Origin of the sequence: Nocardiopsis endophytica, from assembly GCF_027706725.1 — a bacterium.
Classification (GTDB): domain Bacteria; phylum Actinomycetota; class Actinomycetes; order Streptosporangiales; family Streptosporangiaceae; genus Nocardiopsis_A; species Nocardiopsis_A endophytica.
Window position 1 is genome coordinate 1 of record NZ_JAQFWQ010000146.1, and the last position, 15,994, is coordinate 15,994.

The 15,994-nt window shown below is 74.0% G+C and carries 15 protein-coding genes; 8 read left to right on the forward strand and 7 right to left on the reverse strand.

Going from position 1 to position 15,994, the window contains the following annotated elements; all coding sequences use genetic code 11:
* The first annotated feature begins 148 nt into the window (after positions 1-148).
* From O4J56_RS29465 to O4J56_RS29480, 4 genes are all read left to right on the forward strand, one after another.
* Positions 149-922: a hypothetical protein gene (locus tag O4J56_RS29465; protein ID WP_270690337.1), complete on the forward strand. Its 774-nt coding sequence runs from the start codon at positions 149-151 to the stop codon at positions 920-922.
* A gap of 9 nt (positions 923-931) precedes the next feature.
* Positions 932-2,734: a sensor histidine kinase gene (locus O4J56_RS29470; RefSeq protein ID WP_270690338.1), complete on the forward strand. Its 1,803-nt coding sequence runs from the start codon at positions 932-934 to the stop codon at positions 2,732-2,734.
* A gap of 62 nt (positions 2,735-2,796) precedes the next feature.
* Positions 2,797-3,543 (forward strand): response regulator, encoded by a 747-nt coding sequence (locus tag O4J56_RS29475; RefSeq protein ID WP_270690339.1) that lies wholly within the window; start codon positions 2,797-2,799, stop codon positions 3,541-3,543.
* Between the two features lie 111 nt (positions 3,544-3,654).
* A complete protein-coding gene (locus O4J56_RS29480; protein WP_270690340.1) occupies positions 3,655-5,004 on the forward strand; it encodes an alpha/beta hydrolase family protein in 1,350 nt (449 codons plus the stop codon).
* A 70-nt stretch (positions 5,005-5,074) separates the two neighbouring features.
* Here O4J56_RS29480 and O4J56_RS29485 read toward each other — a convergent pair whose 3' ends face one another.
* The 4 genes from O4J56_RS29485 to O4J56_RS29500 form a co-directional block, all read right to left on the reverse strand.
* Positions 5,075-5,941, reverse strand: a complete 867-nt coding sequence (locus tag O4J56_RS29485; RefSeq protein WP_270690341.1) for an ABC transporter permease — start codon at positions 5,939-5,941, stop codon at positions 5,075-5,077.
* The gene (locus tag O4J56_RS29490) at positions 5,938-6,135 is read right to left on the reverse strand and encodes a hypothetical protein (protein ID WP_270690342.1); all 198 of its coding nucleotides are present in this window, start codon (positions 6,133-6,135) and stop codon (positions 5,938-5,940) included. The genes O4J56_RS29485 and O4J56_RS29490 overlap by 4 nt, the downstream gene beginning before the upstream one ends.
* The gene (locus O4J56_RS29495) at positions 6,132-7,220 is read right to left on the reverse strand and encodes an ABC transporter ATP-binding protein (protein ID WP_270690343.1); all 1,089 of its coding nucleotides are present in this window, start codon (positions 7,218-7,220) and stop codon (positions 6,132-6,134) included. Before O4J56_RS29495 ends, O4J56_RS29490 begins: the two co-directional genes overlap by 4 nt.
* Positions 7,221-7,788: 568 nt before the next feature.
* Positions 7,789-8,640 (reverse strand): class I SAM-dependent methyltransferase, encoded by an 852-nt coding sequence (locus O4J56_RS29500; RefSeq protein WP_270690344.1) that lies wholly within the window; start codon positions 8,638-8,640, stop codon positions 7,789-7,791.
* Positions 8,641-8,898: 258 nt separating this feature from the next.
* Between O4J56_RS29500 and O4J56_RS29505 the strand changes: the two genes are divergently transcribed.
* Positions 8,899-9,513: a TetR/AcrR family transcriptional regulator gene (locus tag O4J56_RS29505; RefSeq protein ID WP_270690345.1), complete on the forward strand. Its 615-nt coding sequence runs from the start codon at positions 8,899-8,901 to the stop codon at positions 9,511-9,513.
* Here O4J56_RS29505 and O4J56_RS29510 read toward each other — a convergent pair.
* Positions 9,480-10,064, reverse strand: coding sequence for a TIGR03086 family metal-binding protein (locus O4J56_RS29510; protein WP_270690347.1), 585 nt, complete (start codon positions 10,062-10,064; stop codon positions 9,480-9,482). The two genes, O4J56_RS29505 and O4J56_RS29510, sit on opposite strands and share 34 nt — an antisense overlap.
* Before the next feature lie 409 nt (positions 10,065-10,473).
* Here O4J56_RS29510 and O4J56_RS29515 point away from each other — a divergent pair, with 409 nt between their 5' ends.
* Positions 10,474-11,559 (forward strand): tetratricopeptide repeat protein, encoded by a 1,086-nt coding sequence (locus O4J56_RS29515; protein WP_270690348.1) that lies wholly within the window; start codon positions 10,474-10,476, stop codon positions 11,557-11,559.
* A 316-nt stretch (positions 11,560-11,875) separates the two neighbouring features.
* Here the strand turns inward: O4J56_RS29515 and nhaA are convergent, their stop codons facing one another.
* Positions 11,876-13,120: a Na+/H+ antiporter NhaA gene (gene nhaA / locus O4J56_RS29520; protein ID WP_270690349.1), complete on the reverse strand. Its 1,245-nt coding sequence runs from the start codon at positions 13,118-13,120 to the stop codon at positions 11,876-11,878.
* A gap of 302 nt (positions 13,121-13,422) precedes the next feature.
* Here nhaA and O4J56_RS29525 point away from each other — a divergent pair, with 302 nt between their 5' ends.
* The gene (locus tag O4J56_RS29525) at positions 13,423-13,821 is read left to right on the forward strand and encodes an NUDIX domain-containing protein (protein WP_270690353.1); all 399 of its coding nucleotides are present in this window, start codon (positions 13,423-13,425) and stop codon (positions 13,819-13,821) included.
* A gap of 126 nt (positions 13,822-13,947) precedes the next feature.
* Here the strand turns inward: O4J56_RS29525 and O4J56_RS29530 are convergent, their stop codons facing one another.
* Positions 13,948-14,931, reverse strand: coding sequence for an MBL fold metallo-hydrolase (locus O4J56_RS29530; RefSeq protein WP_270690350.1), 984 nt, complete (start codon positions 14,929-14,931; stop codon positions 13,948-13,950).
* Between the two features lie 185 nt (positions 14,932-15,116).
* On the opposite strand from O4J56_RS29530, the gene O4J56_RS29535 reads away from it, so the two are divergent.
* Positions 15,117-15,569, forward strand: coding sequence for a single-stranded DNA-binding protein (locus O4J56_RS29535; protein ID WP_270690352.1), 453 nt, complete (start codon positions 15,117-15,119; stop codon positions 15,567-15,569).
* Positions 15,570-15,994 lie beyond the last annotated feature (425 nt).

The following is a 15,994-nucleotide window of genomic DNA, read 5'->3' on the forward strand; positions in this document are numbered from 1 at the left end:
ACTGCCTCCATGGTGTGGGGTGGGAGAGTAGGTTGCCGCCGCATTTTCTTCGAGGGGCGGGGTCCTTTTGGGCCCCGCCCCTTTTTTCGTGCCCGGGCTTGTGAACTTGTGAATACGTTTTTCTGTGGCTCTGCTAGCCTCGCATGCCATGGTGATCACAGACGGGACCATCAAGCAGCTGCGTGCCGCGGCCACCGCCGACGACCCCGAATCCGCGCGTGAACTGGGACGCTTGCTGTCCATGCTCAGGAGCGATTCCCTGGAGCGCCTCATGGATCCCGACTTCGTCCTCACATGGCCAGAAGAACAGTGGCTGCGTACGGCACTCAGGGCCCGTCCCGATGATCACATCGCCGCCGTTCTGCTCGCCGGGCGGCTCGTTCAACAGATCAATTATTGGAAGATCGATGAAGACCGCGCGGAGGAGCACGGAGAGGACGAGCGCTCCCTCGCCCGTCGGAGGGACGAGGCACATTCGCTCTACACGACGGTGCTGCAGTCCGTCCCTGACGATCCGACCGCCCACGCTGGAATCGCGGCGCTGGCAGCCTGGGCCGACGACGATGACGTGCCCGACGATCCCGCCTACTCCTACTACGAGCTCTCGCTCGAAATGGGCTCGGGCTCGTTCACCCACTCAGAGAACGTTGTGACCGTTGATCCGGATGAGCTGCGCTGGGCCTGTTCCTGGCTTGTGGCTCCGGTGCTGGAAGAGGTGGGAGAACCCCCGTACGGCGTCGACCTGACTCTGTTCCTGTACTCGGGCGGTCGCATCGACCGCTCCATCCGCCTCGACGAACACCTCACCGCGACCGGAGTCCGATGGGACTCCATCGTGATCCCGCCGCTGGACGGCGAGCCGCTCCCTGTCGGCCATCCCGCCGGGGTACGCCACTACGGATACTCCTGCGACTGGGGGTGAGTGGTCGCGATGAGCGGGCGAGAGCCGATCCGGGGCACCTCCCTCTCCCGGTTCCCCGTGTGGGCGGAGAAGTATTCCGGTCACGGTACCGATGCCCTGCTGTGGGCGGTCCTCGTCGGGCTCCTCGCGGCGGAGGTGTTCGGGCTCCGTGACCGGTCCATGGCGCTCGCCGAAACGCTCACGGCGGCCCTGGCGTTCGGGGCCGCGTTCGCGCTGAGGCGGAGATTCCCTGTCACCGCTCTGGGGGCGGCCTGCCTCCCCCCACTGGCCCAGGCCATGGCCACGACCGTCGGCGTGGTCGACGTGTTCGCGCTGGCCTACGTGCTGCCCGCTCCGGTCCTGGCCTTCCTCGCCGGCCGCCGGTCCGAGCGCACCGCGCCTGTGGTCACCCTGACGGTGACGTTCGCTCTGGTGATGCTGCTTTTCAACGCGCTCACCTGGATCCGCTCCGGTGACCTGCGGGAGGCGCTGACCGGGGTCACCGACTGGGCGTCGGGCCTGCTCGCGCTGGTCGGCGCCGTCGTGGCTCCGTGGCTGCTGGGGCGCTACTGGCGGCGCGTCGATGATCTGCGCACGGCGGGCTGGGAGATCGCCGAGCGGATGGAGCTCGCCCGCGATGTCGATGCGGAGCGGGCCCGGCTGCGGGAGCGGTCGCGTATCGCCACCGACATGCACGGGGCCCTGGGCAACGACCTCGCCCTGATCGGCGTCCGTGCGGCTGCGCTGGAGATGACGGTCGACGGCGACCGCGCCCGCGAGGCGGCATCCGAGCTGCGTGTTGCCGCCCACGAAGCCAATCTGAGGCTGCGGGAGATCATCGGGGTGCTCCGTGCCGAGACCGGGGCCCCTGGAAGCCGTGCCTCCGAAACCGGGACCATGGCCGACGCGCCGACACCTCCCGGGGCCGGGACGTCCGAGCCCGAAGGCGGGCGGTCGCTGGAGGTGCCGGGTGATGAGGCCGTCGCCGCCGCGGTGGATCGTGCGGTCGGTGCGGGGATGGAGGTGACCCTCGTCAGAGAGGGAACGGCCCTCGTCCCCACAGGCCCCTCCGGCCATGTCGCTCACCTCGTCGTTCAAGAGGCACTGACCAACGCGGCCCGGCACGCGCCGGGCTCGCGGGTGGCGGTGCGGCTCCTGCGGGAGGACGGGGCCACGTCGGTCCGCATCACCGACACCGGTGGTGCGGTCGGTGGCACTGGCGGCAGGACCAGGGGCAACGGTTCCGGTCTGGCCGAACTGCGCGGCCTCGTCGAGTCGGCGGGCGGAGCCTTCTCGGCGGGGCGGAACGACGAGGGCGGCTTCACCGTCTCCGCCCGCATCCCCGATGCCCTCCCTGACGCCACCACCGAGGCCGCCGCGACCGCCGAGACGACGGCACCGGAACCCGCGCCTGGAGTTCGCGCGGAGCGGGCAGGGCGCGCCGGAACGGAGACGGAGACGGCGTCCCGGAGGCGCCACGCGCGTGAGGGGGTCCGGCGCTGGCTTGTGACCGCCGTGGTGGTGCCGACGGCCCTGGCCGCAGGCATCACCTCCATGGCGTTCGGCGCACTCTGGTTCGTCGGCGTGAACACCGTGCTCCCGCGCTCCGACTACGAGAGCATGCGCGTCGGCGACGACCAGGCGGCCGTCGAAGCGGACCTCCCGGTCTTCACCTACCCTCCGGACGAGCGGGCCGACGGCCCTCCCGCACCGCCCGGGGCCCAGTGCCGGTACTACCTGGTCGAGTACGAGAACGGGCTTCCTCCCCTCTACCGGCTGTGCTTCGCCGACGGGCGCCTGGCGGCCAAGGACGTGGTCCATCGGCAGGAGTGATCCCCGCAGGCGCGGCCCCCGCCTGCAGGGCCCCGTCGGGCCGGCCCCAGTAGGCTGGCCCGGTGGTTCGACCGACGACGGAGGGCGCGGGCGGGGCGGCCGACACGATCCGTGTCGTGCTCGCCGACGATGAGCGCATGGTGCGCGCCGGGCTGCGCGCGATCCTGGGCGCGGACCCCGGCATCGAGGTCGTCGGGGAGGCCGCCGACGGGGCCGAGGCCGTCGCCCTGGTGCGCGAGCACCGTCCCGACGTCGCACTCCTGGACGTCCAGATGCCGGGGACGGACGGCCTGGAGGCGGCCGAGGCCATCACGGCCGGGGTCCCCGGGACCGCCGTCGTCATCCTGACCACCTTCTCCGAGGACGCCTACATCGCCCGCGCCCTGAGCTGCGGCGCCGGAGGGTTCGTGCTCAAGACCGGAGACCCGCGGGAGCTGCTGTCCGGGCTGCGCGCCGTGGTCGACGGGGGCGCCTACCTGTCGCCGGAGGTGGCGCGGCGGGTGATCACCGAGCTCGGTGCGACGGGGACGGGCGGCCGGATGTCGCGCGGTGCGGCCGCCCGGGAGCGGACCGCGCGCCTCTCGGCGCGCGAGCGCGAGGTGCTCGCCCACCTGGCGGAGGGGCTGTCGAACGAGGAGATCGCCGGCCGCCTCGGGATCGTGCCGGGCACGGTCAAGGTGCACGTCGGCGCCCTCCTCTCCCGGCTGGGCGTCCGCAACCGGGTCCAGGCCGCGATCCTCGCCTATGAGGCGGGCCTCGTCCCCGGCGGCGCCTTCCCCGGAGACGACGCGCCCCCGGCCGCGGGGTGACGGCTCGGCACTGCCCGCTCCACGCACCAGGACGACTATGCCGATGGGGATAGCGCGGTTCCGCCCGTGAGCCGATGCCTTCGGGACGGCCGCGCCGTGATGATCGGTCGCATGGCGAAAAAGGACGGAACAATCGAACGCGGCCTCACCGCAGGGACCCGCCGCGCGCTGAACCACGGGGCCGCGGCGGTGGTGCTCGCGGTGGCGTGCGGCGTCCCATCGGCGGTCGCGGCGGTCACCGCGCAAGAACCCGTGGTCCTGCGCCCGCCCGAGCCGACCGGGGACCACGCCGTCGGGCGCGTGGACCTCGAACTGGTCGACGAGGGCCGGGGCCATCCGTGGGTGGAAGGATCCGAGCGGCGAGAGATCATGCTCTCCGTCTGGTACCCGGCCCGGCAGGGCGGCGGCGCTCCGCGGGCGCCGTACGCCTCCGGCGCCGTGGCCGACTACCTGCTCTCCCAGGTGGAGAAGGTGGGCCTGTCGCGCGACGCGGTGGACGTCGACGGGTCGCGCACGAACGCACGGCTCGGCGCCGACGTCGCCGCCGACGCGGAGGCCGGGTCCCTCCCGGTCCTGGTGTACTCGCACGGGTTCAACCAGACGCGCTACCAGGCCACCGCGCAGTTGGAGGAGCTGGCCTCGCAGGGGTACGTGGTGGTGGCGATGGACCACCCGTACGAGTCCATCGCCGTGGAGCTGGCGGACGGCAGGGTCGTCCGGTCGGCCGTCCCCGAGGAGATGGGCGCGACGGAGATGTACCGGGAGACGATCGGCGTGCGCCAGGACGACGTGCGGTTCGTCCTGGACACGCTGGAGCGGGCGGCCGACGGGGCGGGCGCCTCGGCCCTCGGGAGGGTGGTGGAGGGCGACGACGGCGCGGGGGAGGTGCCCCAGGGCCTGGTCGGGGCGATGGACCTGTCCTCGGTCGGCATGTTCGGCCACTCCGCGGGCGGGTTCACCGCGGCCGAGCTGATGGTGGTGGAGGACCGCATCGACGCGGGCGTCGACCTGGACGGCAGCATCGGCTACCACGTCCCTGACGAGGTGTGGGGCCGGTCCAACACCCTCGGTTCGTCCCGTCCGTTCATGATCATGGGCGGGGGATGGAGCTCGGGCGGGTACCCGCACACCAGCCGCGAGTCGCCCGATTGGGGGATGTTCCGCGCCGCCTCGACCGGCCCCACCGTGGAGGTGTACCTGGAGGAGGGGGAGCACATGAGCTTCATCGACACCCAGTGGTACCTGCGGCAGCTCGAAGAGGAGGCCGACCCGTCGGGGCCGGCCTGGGAGCGGACGGTGGAGGCCTCCATCGGAACCATCGACCCCGAGCGCAGCGTGGCGGCGCAGCGCGCCTACCTCACCGCGTTCTTCGACGAGTACCTGCGGGGCGAGGAACAGGCGCTGCTGGACGGCCCCTCGCCGGAGCACCCCGACGCCGAGCTGATCGATCCTCCGGCCTGAGCCCGGACACGGCCGCGCCCCGGACCGCTTCGTCCGGGGCGCGGCCCTTCGCGGCCGGTACGCGCCTCCGTCAGGCGTCGCGCAGGCGGAACTCCGCGGCCCCGACGATCACGGCGGCCGCGGTCCAGCCCAGAACGGTGGCCAGGTTGACCGGGCCGTCGACAGGGGCGGTGTACAGGCCGACGTCGCCGAAGGCGTAGAACTCGATCCCGGCGGGGCCGGGGAGGACCGCGGAGAGGTCGTTGACCACCTGCAGCCCGCTCAGCTGCATCACCATGGGCAGGCCCAGCAGGAGCAGGAAGCCGATCGCGATCGTCCCGGCGGTACTGCGGAGGGCGGTGCCGACCCCGGTGAACAGCACCGCGAACAGCGCCATGCACACCCCGGAGGCCAGGACCGTGCGGACCGCGGCGCCCGCGTCCACGGGGGCGAGGTCGCCGATCACCAGGCGCAGCACCCCGACGCCCAGGGCCGTGGTCGCCGCCCCGATGGCGAACCCGAATCCGGCGGCGACGAGGGAGCGCGCCGCCAGGACCCGTCCGCGCCGGGGGACGGCCAGCAGGGTGGACGAGGCGCCGCGGCCGGAGAACTCGCCGGTCGCGGTGAGCGCGGCGAGGGTGACCACCGCGAACTGGACCAGGTAGAACACGCCCTGCGAGACGAGCGTGATGTAGGAGATGCCGCCCGCGGCATCGGGGTTGTCGGTGACCTCCTGGGCCTTCGTCACGCCCATCAGGCCGGCGAACACCGCCATCGCGACCAGCGCCAGGCCCACGCACCACCATGTGGTGCGCAGGGAGGAGGCCTTCGTCCACTCCATGGCCACGGCCCGGCCGAGCGAGCGCAGTGCCGAGGGGCGCTCCTCCCCGTAAGCTGCGCCCGGGCCTGCGCCGGTCGGCGTGCGCGTGTCCGTGTCCGTGGTCGTCGTCGGGTTCACCGGTACTCCTCCACTGCGCCGTGGTTCACCGCGTCGTTCTCCGCCTCACGTCCGGCGGTGCGGCCGATGCCGCCACCCGGGGCCGCGCCCCGGCCCCCGCGGCGTTCCCCGCCCCGGCCCCCGCTCCGCCCGTCGGCCGGGCCTGCGCCGGTCGGCGTGCGCGCGTCCGTGTCCGTGGTCGTCGTCGGGTTCACCGGTACTCCTCCACCGCGTCGTTCTCCACCGTGTCCTTCTCCGCCCCGTCGCGGCGGCCGTCATGGCGTTCCCCGCCCCGGCCCCCACCGCGCCGCGCGTCGCCGTTCTCTCCGCCGTCCCCGCCGTCCCTGCCGGGGGCGGCGTCCGCGCTCTGCGACACCCCGCTCCCGGAGGCGGCGTGGCGCACCGTGCCCTCGGTCAGTTCGAGGTACGCCTCCTCCAGCGACGCCTCTTCGCGGTACAGGGCGTGCACACGCGCACCTGCCAGGTGCGCGGCGTCGCCGACCTCCTCGGGTCCGGCACCCCGGATCCGCAGTTCCCCGCTCGGCCCCTGCTCCACGTCGACCCGGCGCCCGGGAGCGTCCCGGTCGCGCAGCCGAGCCGCGAGAGCGGCCGGGTCTGGGGTCCGGACGACGGTCCGGGCATGGGACCAGGCCTCGATCAGCTCCGCCATGGGCGCCTCGGCGACCAGGCGGCCGCCCCCGACCACCACCAGCCGGTCGGCCACCTGCTGCATCTCGGTCATCAGGTGGCTGGAGACGAAGACGGTGCGCCCCTCGTCGGCCAGGTCCCGCATCAGCCTGCGGACCCAGCGCACCCCGTCGATGTCGAGGCCGTTGACCGGCTCGTCGAAGACGAGGCACCCGGGGTCGCCGAGCAGCGCCGCGGCGATCCCCAGGCGCTGCCGCATCCCCAGGGAGTAGCCGCCCACCCGCCGGCCGGCGACGTCGGTGAGTCCGACCGTTCCGAGGACCTCGTCCACGCGGCGGCGCGGCAGACCGGTCGCGCGTGCGAGGGCCAGCAGGTGGGCGCGGGCGCTGCGCCCGGGGTGCGCCGCCCCTCCGTCGAGCAGCGCCCCGACCTCCCGTTCGGGGCGGGTCAGGTCGGTGTACCGGCGGCCGTTCACCAGGGCGCGGCCGGAGGTCGGCCGGTCCAGCCCCAGCAGCAGGCGGATGGTCGTCGATTTGCCTGCGCCGTTGGGGCCGAGGAAGCCGGTCACGTGGCCGGGCCGGACGTCGAAGGTGAGGTCGTCGACGGCGGTGGTTCCGCCGTAGCGCTTGGTGAGTTCTCGTACCGTGAGCAAGAGGGCGCCTCCCCGGCCGTACGCGTCGACGCCGTTCGCGTCGCTGATGCGAACGAAGTTAGGCAGTCGACCGGGGGCGGCACATCGTCACGGGGTCGGGACCGCGCTATGCCCAAGGGCATAGGGGCCCCGCGGTGGGGAGCGGAGCGGTGCCGCCGGTGGCCTCCCCGCCGGTGTGGGCTGTTCGGTGCGCGAGGCATCGTCGGGGGACCGACCCGGGGCAGGGCGGCGGCACGCCATCGCCCGAGGCGTTCCGTGATCTGGGCCCCGTCTGTCCAGCCGCCCGTCCATCCGTCCGCCTGTCCGCCCTGCGGGGCGCCGGTCAGGGCCCTGAAGGCGGACCGGTCCGCCCCTGAGCCGTACCGGCCGCGCCGACCTGGCCGGATGAGGGCTCCACCACTCCAGAGGGCACGCGGGCGCGAGGGCACGGCCCGCCGCTGCCGGTCACGGAACGCCGGAACCGGCGCCCGCCGCTCGGGAGCCGGACGAACGCGCACGCCGGACGGGGGTCCTCGGCCGCGCGCCCGCGGTCGAGGACCCCCGCAAATGCGGGCGGCGTGCGCACCCGTTACGCGGACAGGGGCGGATCGGCCGGTGCGCCGTGGGGCGCGCCGGGCGCCGCGACGGCCCTGGCGGTCGTCGCCACCGTGCTGTACCGGACGGTGAATTCGCCGCCCAGGGCATCGATGGCGTCGCCGACCCTGCGGAGGATGCCTTCCCTCGTCTCGGCCGGGAGGCGGGTGAGCGCACCGTGCGTCGGGAGCTGGTCGAGCCATTCGTCGCGGGTGTAGGGGCATTCCCAATCGAACCGCCACCGTTCGGGGGCGCTGAACGCTCCGGCCGCCTCCATTCCCTCCTCGGCGGGGGCCAGGAAGGTGTCGTATCCGGCGCTGCCCTTGTCCAGCGCGCGTACGTCGAAGGGCGCGTCGGGGACCGCTCGTTCGAAGGCGTCGGCGAAGGCTTCCGTGACCGCGGAGGGCGGGTGGACGGCGTGCCAGAACACCGAGAGCACGCCCCCGCCGCGCAGGGCCCGAGCGGCCCTGACGGCCCCCTCCACCGGGTCGATCCAGTGCCAGGCCTGGCCGGAGACCAGGGCGTCGAACGTCCGACCGGCGGGGTCCCAGTCCTCGAAGCGGGCCGTCTCGACGTCGATTCCCGTGCTCCGGGCGAATTCGGCCATGCGTGCGTCGGGTTCGACCCCGAGGACCTCCCGGCCCACGTCGCGGAACTGCCGGGCCGCGATGCCGGTGCCGCAGCCGGCGTCGAGGACGCGTGGGCCGGGGCTCGCCGCGGCGATGCGGTCGATCAGCGCCCGGGGGTACCGGCGGCGGGTGCGGTCGTAGCGTTCGGGGTCGACGCCGAACGACTCGGCGGTCCGGCGGTGCTGGTGGGGAGCGGTGCCATGGGAATGAGTGGGCATGCGCCCACTATAGTGGGCGCATGCCCACTCTGGAAGGATCGGCCGGGAGCGGGACCGTGCGGCGGCGTAAGAAGGCGCACGGACAGGCGGCTGTGCTCGGCGTTGATCTCGGGAGAAACGACGCTTCCGAGCCGCTCTTAGGGGCGTATTCCCCGAGATCAACGACGCGGGGGCGGCGCTCGGCGGCGGAGTCGGCGGGGCTGGGCCCCTACGGACCGCCCGCCTGTCCGCGCGGGCTCTAAGGAGAGGTCGGGAGCGATGCCCACCGGAGTGCACATCCACGACGTCCGCGACCGCCTCTTCGCGGCCGCCGAGCGCATCCTCGTGCGGGACGGGCCGCAGGCCCTGACCAGCCGCGTCGTGACCGACGAGGCCGGGTGCGCGAAAGGGGTCCTGCACCGCCACTTCACCGATTTCGACGGCTTCCTCGCCGAACTCGTCCAGGACCGCGCCGCGCGGGTCGAGGCGCGGACCGCGGCCCTGCTCGGCGCCGCCGGGACGGGGACGGTCGCGGGCAACCTGGCCGACGAGCTCGCCGACCTGTTCGGTTCGGTCGCGGCGGCGGTGGTCCCGCTGGTCACCTTCCGGGACGGGGTGCGCGCCCGGCTGCGCGACCTGCGCGGGCCGGGGCGCCCGGGCATCCCGGTCCTGGCGGAGGCCACGGAGATGATCGCCGCCTACCTGGCCGCCGAGCAGGAGCTGGGACGGGTGCCCTCCGGCGCGGACCCGGGCATGCTCGCCCCGGCGCTCGTCGGCGCGGCGCACCTGCGGTTCGCGGACCGGGAGGGCGCCGCGCCGGAGCCCGAGGAGGTGCGGGGGATCCTCGCGGCGGTGCTGGGTCAGGCCGACCAGCCCGGGTCCCGCCCGCTGTAGCCCAGCGCCCGGTCGAACAGCGGGGCGTCGTCCGGGACGGCGACGACGGGGCCGAACAGGCCCGCCCGCGCCTCGGGGACGTCCGGCACGCTCGCCGCGAAGTCGTAGCTGACCTGGGCCTCCCACTCCTGGCACGCGTAGTCCCGGCCCGTCGCGCGGGCCAGGTCCCACCCGTGCAGGACCAGCTCGTTCAGGGCCACGGCCCCTGCCTCCCCGCCCGTCAGGGCCACGCCGCCGGCGGCCGTCTCGCCCTCCCAGGCCTCGGGCGCGCGCCAGGCCTCGGCCAGGGCGTCCAGGCGGCGCGCCAGCTCTTCCCGCCAGTCCGCGGGCAGGTTGCCCCCGTCGCCCATCGGCGGTGGGCCGTCGTCGACCGAGTTGGCCTTCACCGCTGCCCGGCGGAACGCCTCGGAGAGCATCAGCACGTGGTCCAACAGGCCCGCGACGTCCATCCCGGTGCACGGCGTGGGGTCGCTCAGCCGCGCGTCAGGGGTGTCGGCGGCCAGCTCGGCCAGGCGCCGGGCCGCGGGTTCGAGGTCGAGGTGTTCTGCCATGGGTGGTCCCTGCTTCCTGTCGAGGTGTCGCTCGCGGGGAGCCGTCGGGGTAATGACCTGCGGGGAGCGCGGAACTCATCGCACACACGGCCGAATCCGCGGGAACGATCGGCACCGGGCGTCCTTTCGGGGAACCGGTGGGGGGCGCGTCCGCGCCCGTCGACGGGTGGGACCTCTCCGGACGGGACGGGCGCGCCACCAGGGAGCGGCCAACGTGGACCTTCGCCGCGCCCGACCTGCAGACCTGCGGGGGCGATGTGCCGGCGGGCGGCGTTCGTCCGTGGCGCACGCCTCGCGCACCCTGATCGAGGCGCGTAAGCCCGGCCGATGACGTAAAGTGGGTGATCTGGGAATCTCTTTGCGCTGTCGCGGAACGCGGCGGCGCTTTTGACTGCTTACGGAACGGGACATGACTGACGACAGCCGATCGGGGGGCCGCGACGGCTCCGGAGCTCGTGACCAGGGAGGCCGCTCCGGCGGGTCGGGCGGCCGCGGGCGAGGCGGCGGCCGGCCCGGGTCCGGCGGCCCCCGCGGCGGCGGTCCGCGCGGCGGTGGTCCCCGTGGAGGAGGCGGCGGCCGCGGCGGAGGTCCGCGGGGCGGCGGGCGCCGCTTCGAGGGCGGCCGCGGCGGAGGTCGGCCCGGGAGTGAGCGCGGCGGCGAGCGCGGCGGCCCACGCGGTGAGCGGCGGGACCGCCACCGCACCGAGGCCGACGACGCCCGGCGCGAGGAGAGGGAGAAGGCCCCGTCCCTGCCCGAGGACGTCAGCGACCGTGAGCTGTCCGGAGACGTCCGCCGCGAGCTGGCGACCCTGCCGCGCTCCCTGGCGCAGGTCGTCGGCCGCCACCTGGCCGCCGCCGGGCGCCTCCTCGACGAGGACCCCGACGCCGCCTATGCGCACGCCTCCTACGCCCGCCGCCGCGCCTCCCGTGTCGCGGCCGTGCGCGAGGCCGCGGGCGTGGCCGCCTACAACGTGGGCAAGTGGCAGGAGGCCCTGTCCGACCTGCGTGCGGCGCGGCGCATCAACGGCAGCTCGGCGTACCTGGCGGTGATGGCCGACTGCGAGCGCGGCCTGGGCCGCCCGGAGCGCGCGCTGGAGCTGGCCCGCTCGCCGGAGGCCGGGGAGCTGGACACGGACGCCCGCGTCGAGCTGCGCATCGTCGCCTCCGGGGCCCGCCGGGACATGGGGCGGCCCGAGGCGGCCCTGGTGGAGCTGCAGGTGCCCGAGCTCAAGGAGCGCCGGGCACGCCCGTGGGCCGCGCGCCTGTTCTACGCCTACGCCGACGTCCTGGAGGAGCTGGGGCGGGAGAAGGACGCGCGGGAGTACTTCGCGCGCGCCTCGGCCGTGGACCGGGAGGGCCAGACCGACGCCGATGAGCGCCTGGCCGAGCTGGAGGGCATCGAGCTGGTCGCGGTCGACGACGGCGTCATCTGGGCGGACGCCGAGGACCCCGAGGCCGTGGACGGCCCGGAGGACCGGGACGGCCGCGAGGCCTGAGACGCACGCCTCCGGCGCCGGTATGCCGGGGCCGGGGCTGTAGGGGTCGCCGACGCGGCGATCGGACGAGGAGGGGCGGCCCCCAGCACAGCGGGCGCCCCTCCTTTCCGTATGTCCCGTCCCGGAGGCTCGGCCGGGGCGGAGGCCGGTCACCGTCCGTGCTCTCCGGAGCGGCGTCCGCCCGGTGCTGGGGCCCGGGTTCGAGTCGGGCCCACGAAGCCCCGCAGCCCCGCAACGGCGGGGCGACCGGCCCCCTCGGCCCGGTCGCCCCGCTCACGCTCTCTGTGCACGCCGCCCGGCCTCCCGGGCGCGGCGGTCAGCTCTGCTCGGCCGTCTCCTCCGTGGGGATGCCGTGCTTGCGGTAGTAGGCGCTGCGGCGCGTGAGCACCACCGAGGCCAGCAGCGTCGCCAGCAGCGAGGCGATGAGCACGCCGCCCTTGGCGTGGTCCAGGGTGAGCCCCGGCTCGTAGGCCAGTTCGCTGATGAGCAGCGACACGGTGAAGCCGATTCCGGCGAGCTGGGACATGCCCGCGATGTCGATCCACTGCAGCGTCGGGTTGAGCTCGGCGGTGGTGAGCTTGGTGGTCAGCCAGGCCCCGCCGAGGATGCCGATCAGCTTGCCGAGCACGAGGCCCACGATGACGCCCAGGGCGACGGTGTCGGTGAACATCGAGCCGATGCCGGAGAAGATGACGCCGGCGGAGAACAGGGCGAAGATGGGCAGCGCCAGCCCCATGGACCAGGGGCGCAGCATGTGCTCCACGCGGTGCAGGGGCGACTCGTGCTCGCCGCCGCGGATGCGGGTGCGCATCAGCATGCCCATGGCCACACCGGCGATGGTGGCGTGCACGCCGCTCTCGTGCATGAACGCCCAGATGAGGAACGCCAGCGGGACGTAGACGACCCAGTTGGGCACGGCCGAGCGGTTGAGCGCCGCCGCGATGCCGCGGCCCTGCTGCAGGAACCCGAAGACCACCAGCAGCGCCAGGGCGGCGAACAGGTAGGTGAACTTCAGGTCGTCGGTGTAGAAGATCGCGATGACGGTGATGGCGCCCAGGTCGTCGACGATCGCCAGGGTCAGCAGGAAGGTCCGCAGGGCCGGGGGCAGCGACTTGCCGATGATCGCCAGGATGGCCAGCGCGAAGGCGATGTCGGTGGCCATCGGGATGCCCCAGCCGCCGATGTCCTCGGGGCGGGCCATGTTCATCCCGGCGAAGATGAGCGCCGGGACGATCATGCCGCCGATGGCGGCGGCGATGGGCAGCATGGCGCGGCGCGGGTTGCGCAGCTCGCCGTGGACGAACTCCTGCTTGAGCTCGGCGCCGACGATGAAGAAGAAGACGGCCAGCAGGCCGTCGGCGGCCCAGGTGCCGACGGTCAGGTCCAGGTGGAGCGGGGCGTGCGGTCCGATGGTGAAGTCGCGGATGGCCTCATAGGCCCCGGAGAAGGGGGAATTGGCCCAGATGAGGGCGACGACGGCCGCTCCGATGAGCAGGAATCCTCCGACCGCGTCCGATCGCAGCGCGTCGGCGAGCGCGTGCACACCGGTCTTCTTCACCATAAGCGGTTCTCCCGAGTCGTCCTTGGGGATTGCGTTCGTCGCCGACCAGACTTCCCGGCACACCAGTGCGCAGCTGGGCACTGCGCTTTCTTAACACTGCCTTATGCACCGGACTGTATACAAATCACCGTCTGTGACGGAGATCGTTCATACCCTCCTGACCAGCAGGTTCCCTCTCTCCGTGAGATGTCGATGACAGCCTTTCACGTTCTGTCACGGATCCAGGGCAACGGCGTCCCGGCGCCGGTCCGGCGCCGCAGGGTAGGATAGCCGCCGTGCCCGCACGCGATCTCGGCGGCGCGGTGGTACGCGTCGGCGCCCTTCCCGACCGCCACGACTCGGTGGTCTGCCTGCTGTTCGACCGCGGCCGCCCCGTCCTGGTGCGGCACCGCGACCGCGCCTGGGAGTTCCCGGGCGGCCACGCCGAACCGGGGGAGGACCCGGAGGCGACCGCGCGCCGCGAGGCCCGCGAGGAGGCGGGAGCGGAGCTGGGCGAGGTCCGCACGGCCGGGCACTACGTTCTCGCCGGCGGGCACACCACCGTGGTCACCTGCGCCGAGGTGCGCGCGTTCCGCCCGCTCAGCGGCGATTTCGAGACCGTCGAGGTGCGCACCTTCGACACCCTGCCGGATGCGCTGTCCTGGGACGACGGCATCTATGCCCACCTTCTGCGGGAACTGGGGCTCCCGGGCGCGCCGTGACCGTGCGCGCTTCGGCGCACCGCCTCCGCGCCCCTGTCGGCCGCTGCCCCGTGGGCCCCGGCCGGCCGGTGTGCGGCGGGCCGGGGCACGGATGCGGCGAACGGGGCCAGGGGCCTCGGAGTCGGGCTACCGCGCCTGCCCGTCGGCGCCGTCCCGGTGCTCCTTCTGCTCCTCCTCCAGGCGGTCCAGCCAGTGCCAGATCCCGCTGGTGTTGCCCTCCACCCCGCTGAGGATGTCCATCACCTCGGCCGACTCGGCGGGGGCGTCGTCGGGCAGCGGGCGGTAGCGCTTCTGCACGGCGTCGCGGACCATGGCCACCGCGTGGTCCAGGTCCCCGGCCGTGGCGCGTGCCTGGCGCACCTCCTCCACCCACGCGTGCAGCTCCTCCCGGGCCCGCTCCAGGGTGCCCTCGACCTCTTCGACCGCGCCGAAGTGGGAGAACATCAGGCGGCGGGCGCCGATGTCGGAGAACAGGTCCAGGGAGCGCTGCGCCGCCGCGAAGTCGAAGTCCGGCGGCGGGGTGGCCGGGCGCACGTCGCCGGTGTAGGGGTTGTACACCCCGAGGGCGTCACCGGTGTACAGGTCGCCGGTGGCGGTGTCGGCGAGGCCGACGTGGTGCTTGGCGTGCCCGGGGGAGTAGTGCGCGACCAGCTTGCGCCCGGCGCCCAGCTCCACCTCGCCGGTGGTGCCGACGGAGCGGATGCGGGCGGCGTCGGAGGGGCTCATCTCCCCGAACAGGGTGTCCAGCCGGTCGCCCCAGACCATCCGCGCCGAGCGCATGAGCCGGGCGGGGTCGGCCAGGTGGCGGGCGCCGCGCTCGTGCACCACGATCTCGGCGCGCGGGAACATGCGGGCGATGTCGCCCACGCCGCCGGCGTGGTCCAGGTGGATGTGGGTGACCACGATGGTGGCCAGGTCGTCGGGGCCGATGCCGAGCGCGCCCATCCGGTCGCGGAGCACCTCGGCGGACCCGGCGGTGCCGACCTCCACCACGCACGGCCGCTCGGTGCGGATGAGGTAGCTGGAGGTGATCCCCGGGTACCCGGCCATCATCGTGTCGATGGCGAAGACCTCTTCACCCAGGGCGGTGATGCCCTCGCTCGCGTCCACCGCTGCACTCCCTTCTGCGAAGTCGGACCCGAATCTAGTTCACGGGACCCAGGCCGGACCCCACCGGGGTCTGCGCGTCCGTGTCCACAGGCGCGCGATCGGCGCTGACGGGGGCGGTGCCCGGGCCGCATCCTGGTTCCGACAACCGAGCGGTCCCATTGGGGCCCCATCGTCGGGAGGCGCATATGCCCCGGATTCCGTCCGTGCCGTCCGCCGCGACCGCCCGAGCGGCGGTGAACACCCCGCCCGCCCGCCGCGCCCCGGCCCACCGCAACGAGGTGGTGCTGGCGGGGCGCGTCACCGCCGAGCCGTCGGTGCGCGAGCTGCCGAGCGGCGAGCACCTGGTCAGCTGGCGCATCTCGGTGGCGCGGCCCCCGTCGGACCTCCGCCGCGGCCCCCAGGCCGACCCGTTCACCTGCGTGAGCTTCCGCCCGGACATCCGGGAGGCGGTCCGGGGCTGGCGGATCGGCGACCTGGTGCAGGTGTCGGGGGCACTGCGCCGCCGCTACCGTCGCGCGGCCCGAGGCGGCGGCGGAACGGTGGAGGTGGAGGCCACCGGGGTACGGACGATCGGCACGGGCGAGGAGGGGACGGCGGCCCCGGAAGTACGCCCGGACGCACGCCCGGGCACCCCGTAGCGGCCTGGGGCACCTTTCCTATCGGGCTGCCATGTCATAGGGGCTCAAGGTGCAGGCGAGGAGCACCGATGAGAAGGATCGGTGCTCCTCGCCTGCAGCGCTAACGCTGTCACGGGGTGTGCTTAGTCGCGTGGAGGGCGGCGACGGGGGACCAGGGCGGTTCCCCAGCCCTGCCTGCCGTCCGTCAGGCCCCTCCCGCTCCAGGTAGCCGGGCGGCCCAACAGGTACCCCACTCACGGACACCAGCCGAGCGGCAGGTCGGCGGAGTGTCGGGCGGGGGCGGCGACGAAGAAGGTCCGCGGCCCTTCCGGCAGCGCTGTCGGCCACGGTGCGTGTGCGTGGTCGCCGTGGATGGCAGCACCGGCACAAGCGGGCGGTTCCCGGGCCCGGCCTGCCGGGCGGCGGGCCGCTCGCGGTCCTGGCGG

Coding starts and splice junctions, on each gene's coding strand:
- O4J56_RS29465 (WP_270690337.1), top strand. CDS start 149: ATGGTGATCACAGACGGGACCATCAAGCAGCTGCGTGCCGCGGCCACC.
- O4J56_RS29470 (WP_270690338.1), top strand. CDS start 932: ATGAGCGGGCGAGAGCCGATCCGGGGCACCTCCCTCTCCCGGTTCCCC.
- O4J56_RS29515 (WP_270690348.1), top strand. CDS start 10,474: ATGACTGACGACAGCCGATCGGGGGGCCGCGACGGCTCCGGAGCTCGT.
- O4J56_RS29500 (WP_270690344.1), bottom strand. CDS start 8,640: ATGCCCACTCATTCCCATGGCACCGCTCCCCACCAGCACCGCCGGACC.
- O4J56_RS29480 (WP_270690340.1), top strand. CDS start 3,655: ATGGCGAAAAAGGACGGAACAATCGAACGCGGCCTCACCGCAGGGACC.
- O4J56_RS29505 (WP_270690345.1), top strand. CDS start 8,899: ATGCCCACCGGAGTGCACATCCACGACGTCCGCGACCGCCTCTTCGCG.
- O4J56_RS29535 (WP_270690352.1), top strand. CDS start 15,117: ATGCCCCGGATTCCGTCCGTGCCGTCCGCCGCGACCGCCCGAGCGGCG.
- nhaA (WP_270690349.1), bottom strand. CDS start 13,120: ATGGTGAAGAAGACCGGTGTGCACGCGCTCGCCGACGCGCTGCGATCG.
- O4J56_RS29510 (WP_270690347.1), bottom strand. CDS start 10,064: ATGGCAGAACACCTCGACCTCGAACCCGCGGCCCGGCGCCTGGCCGAG.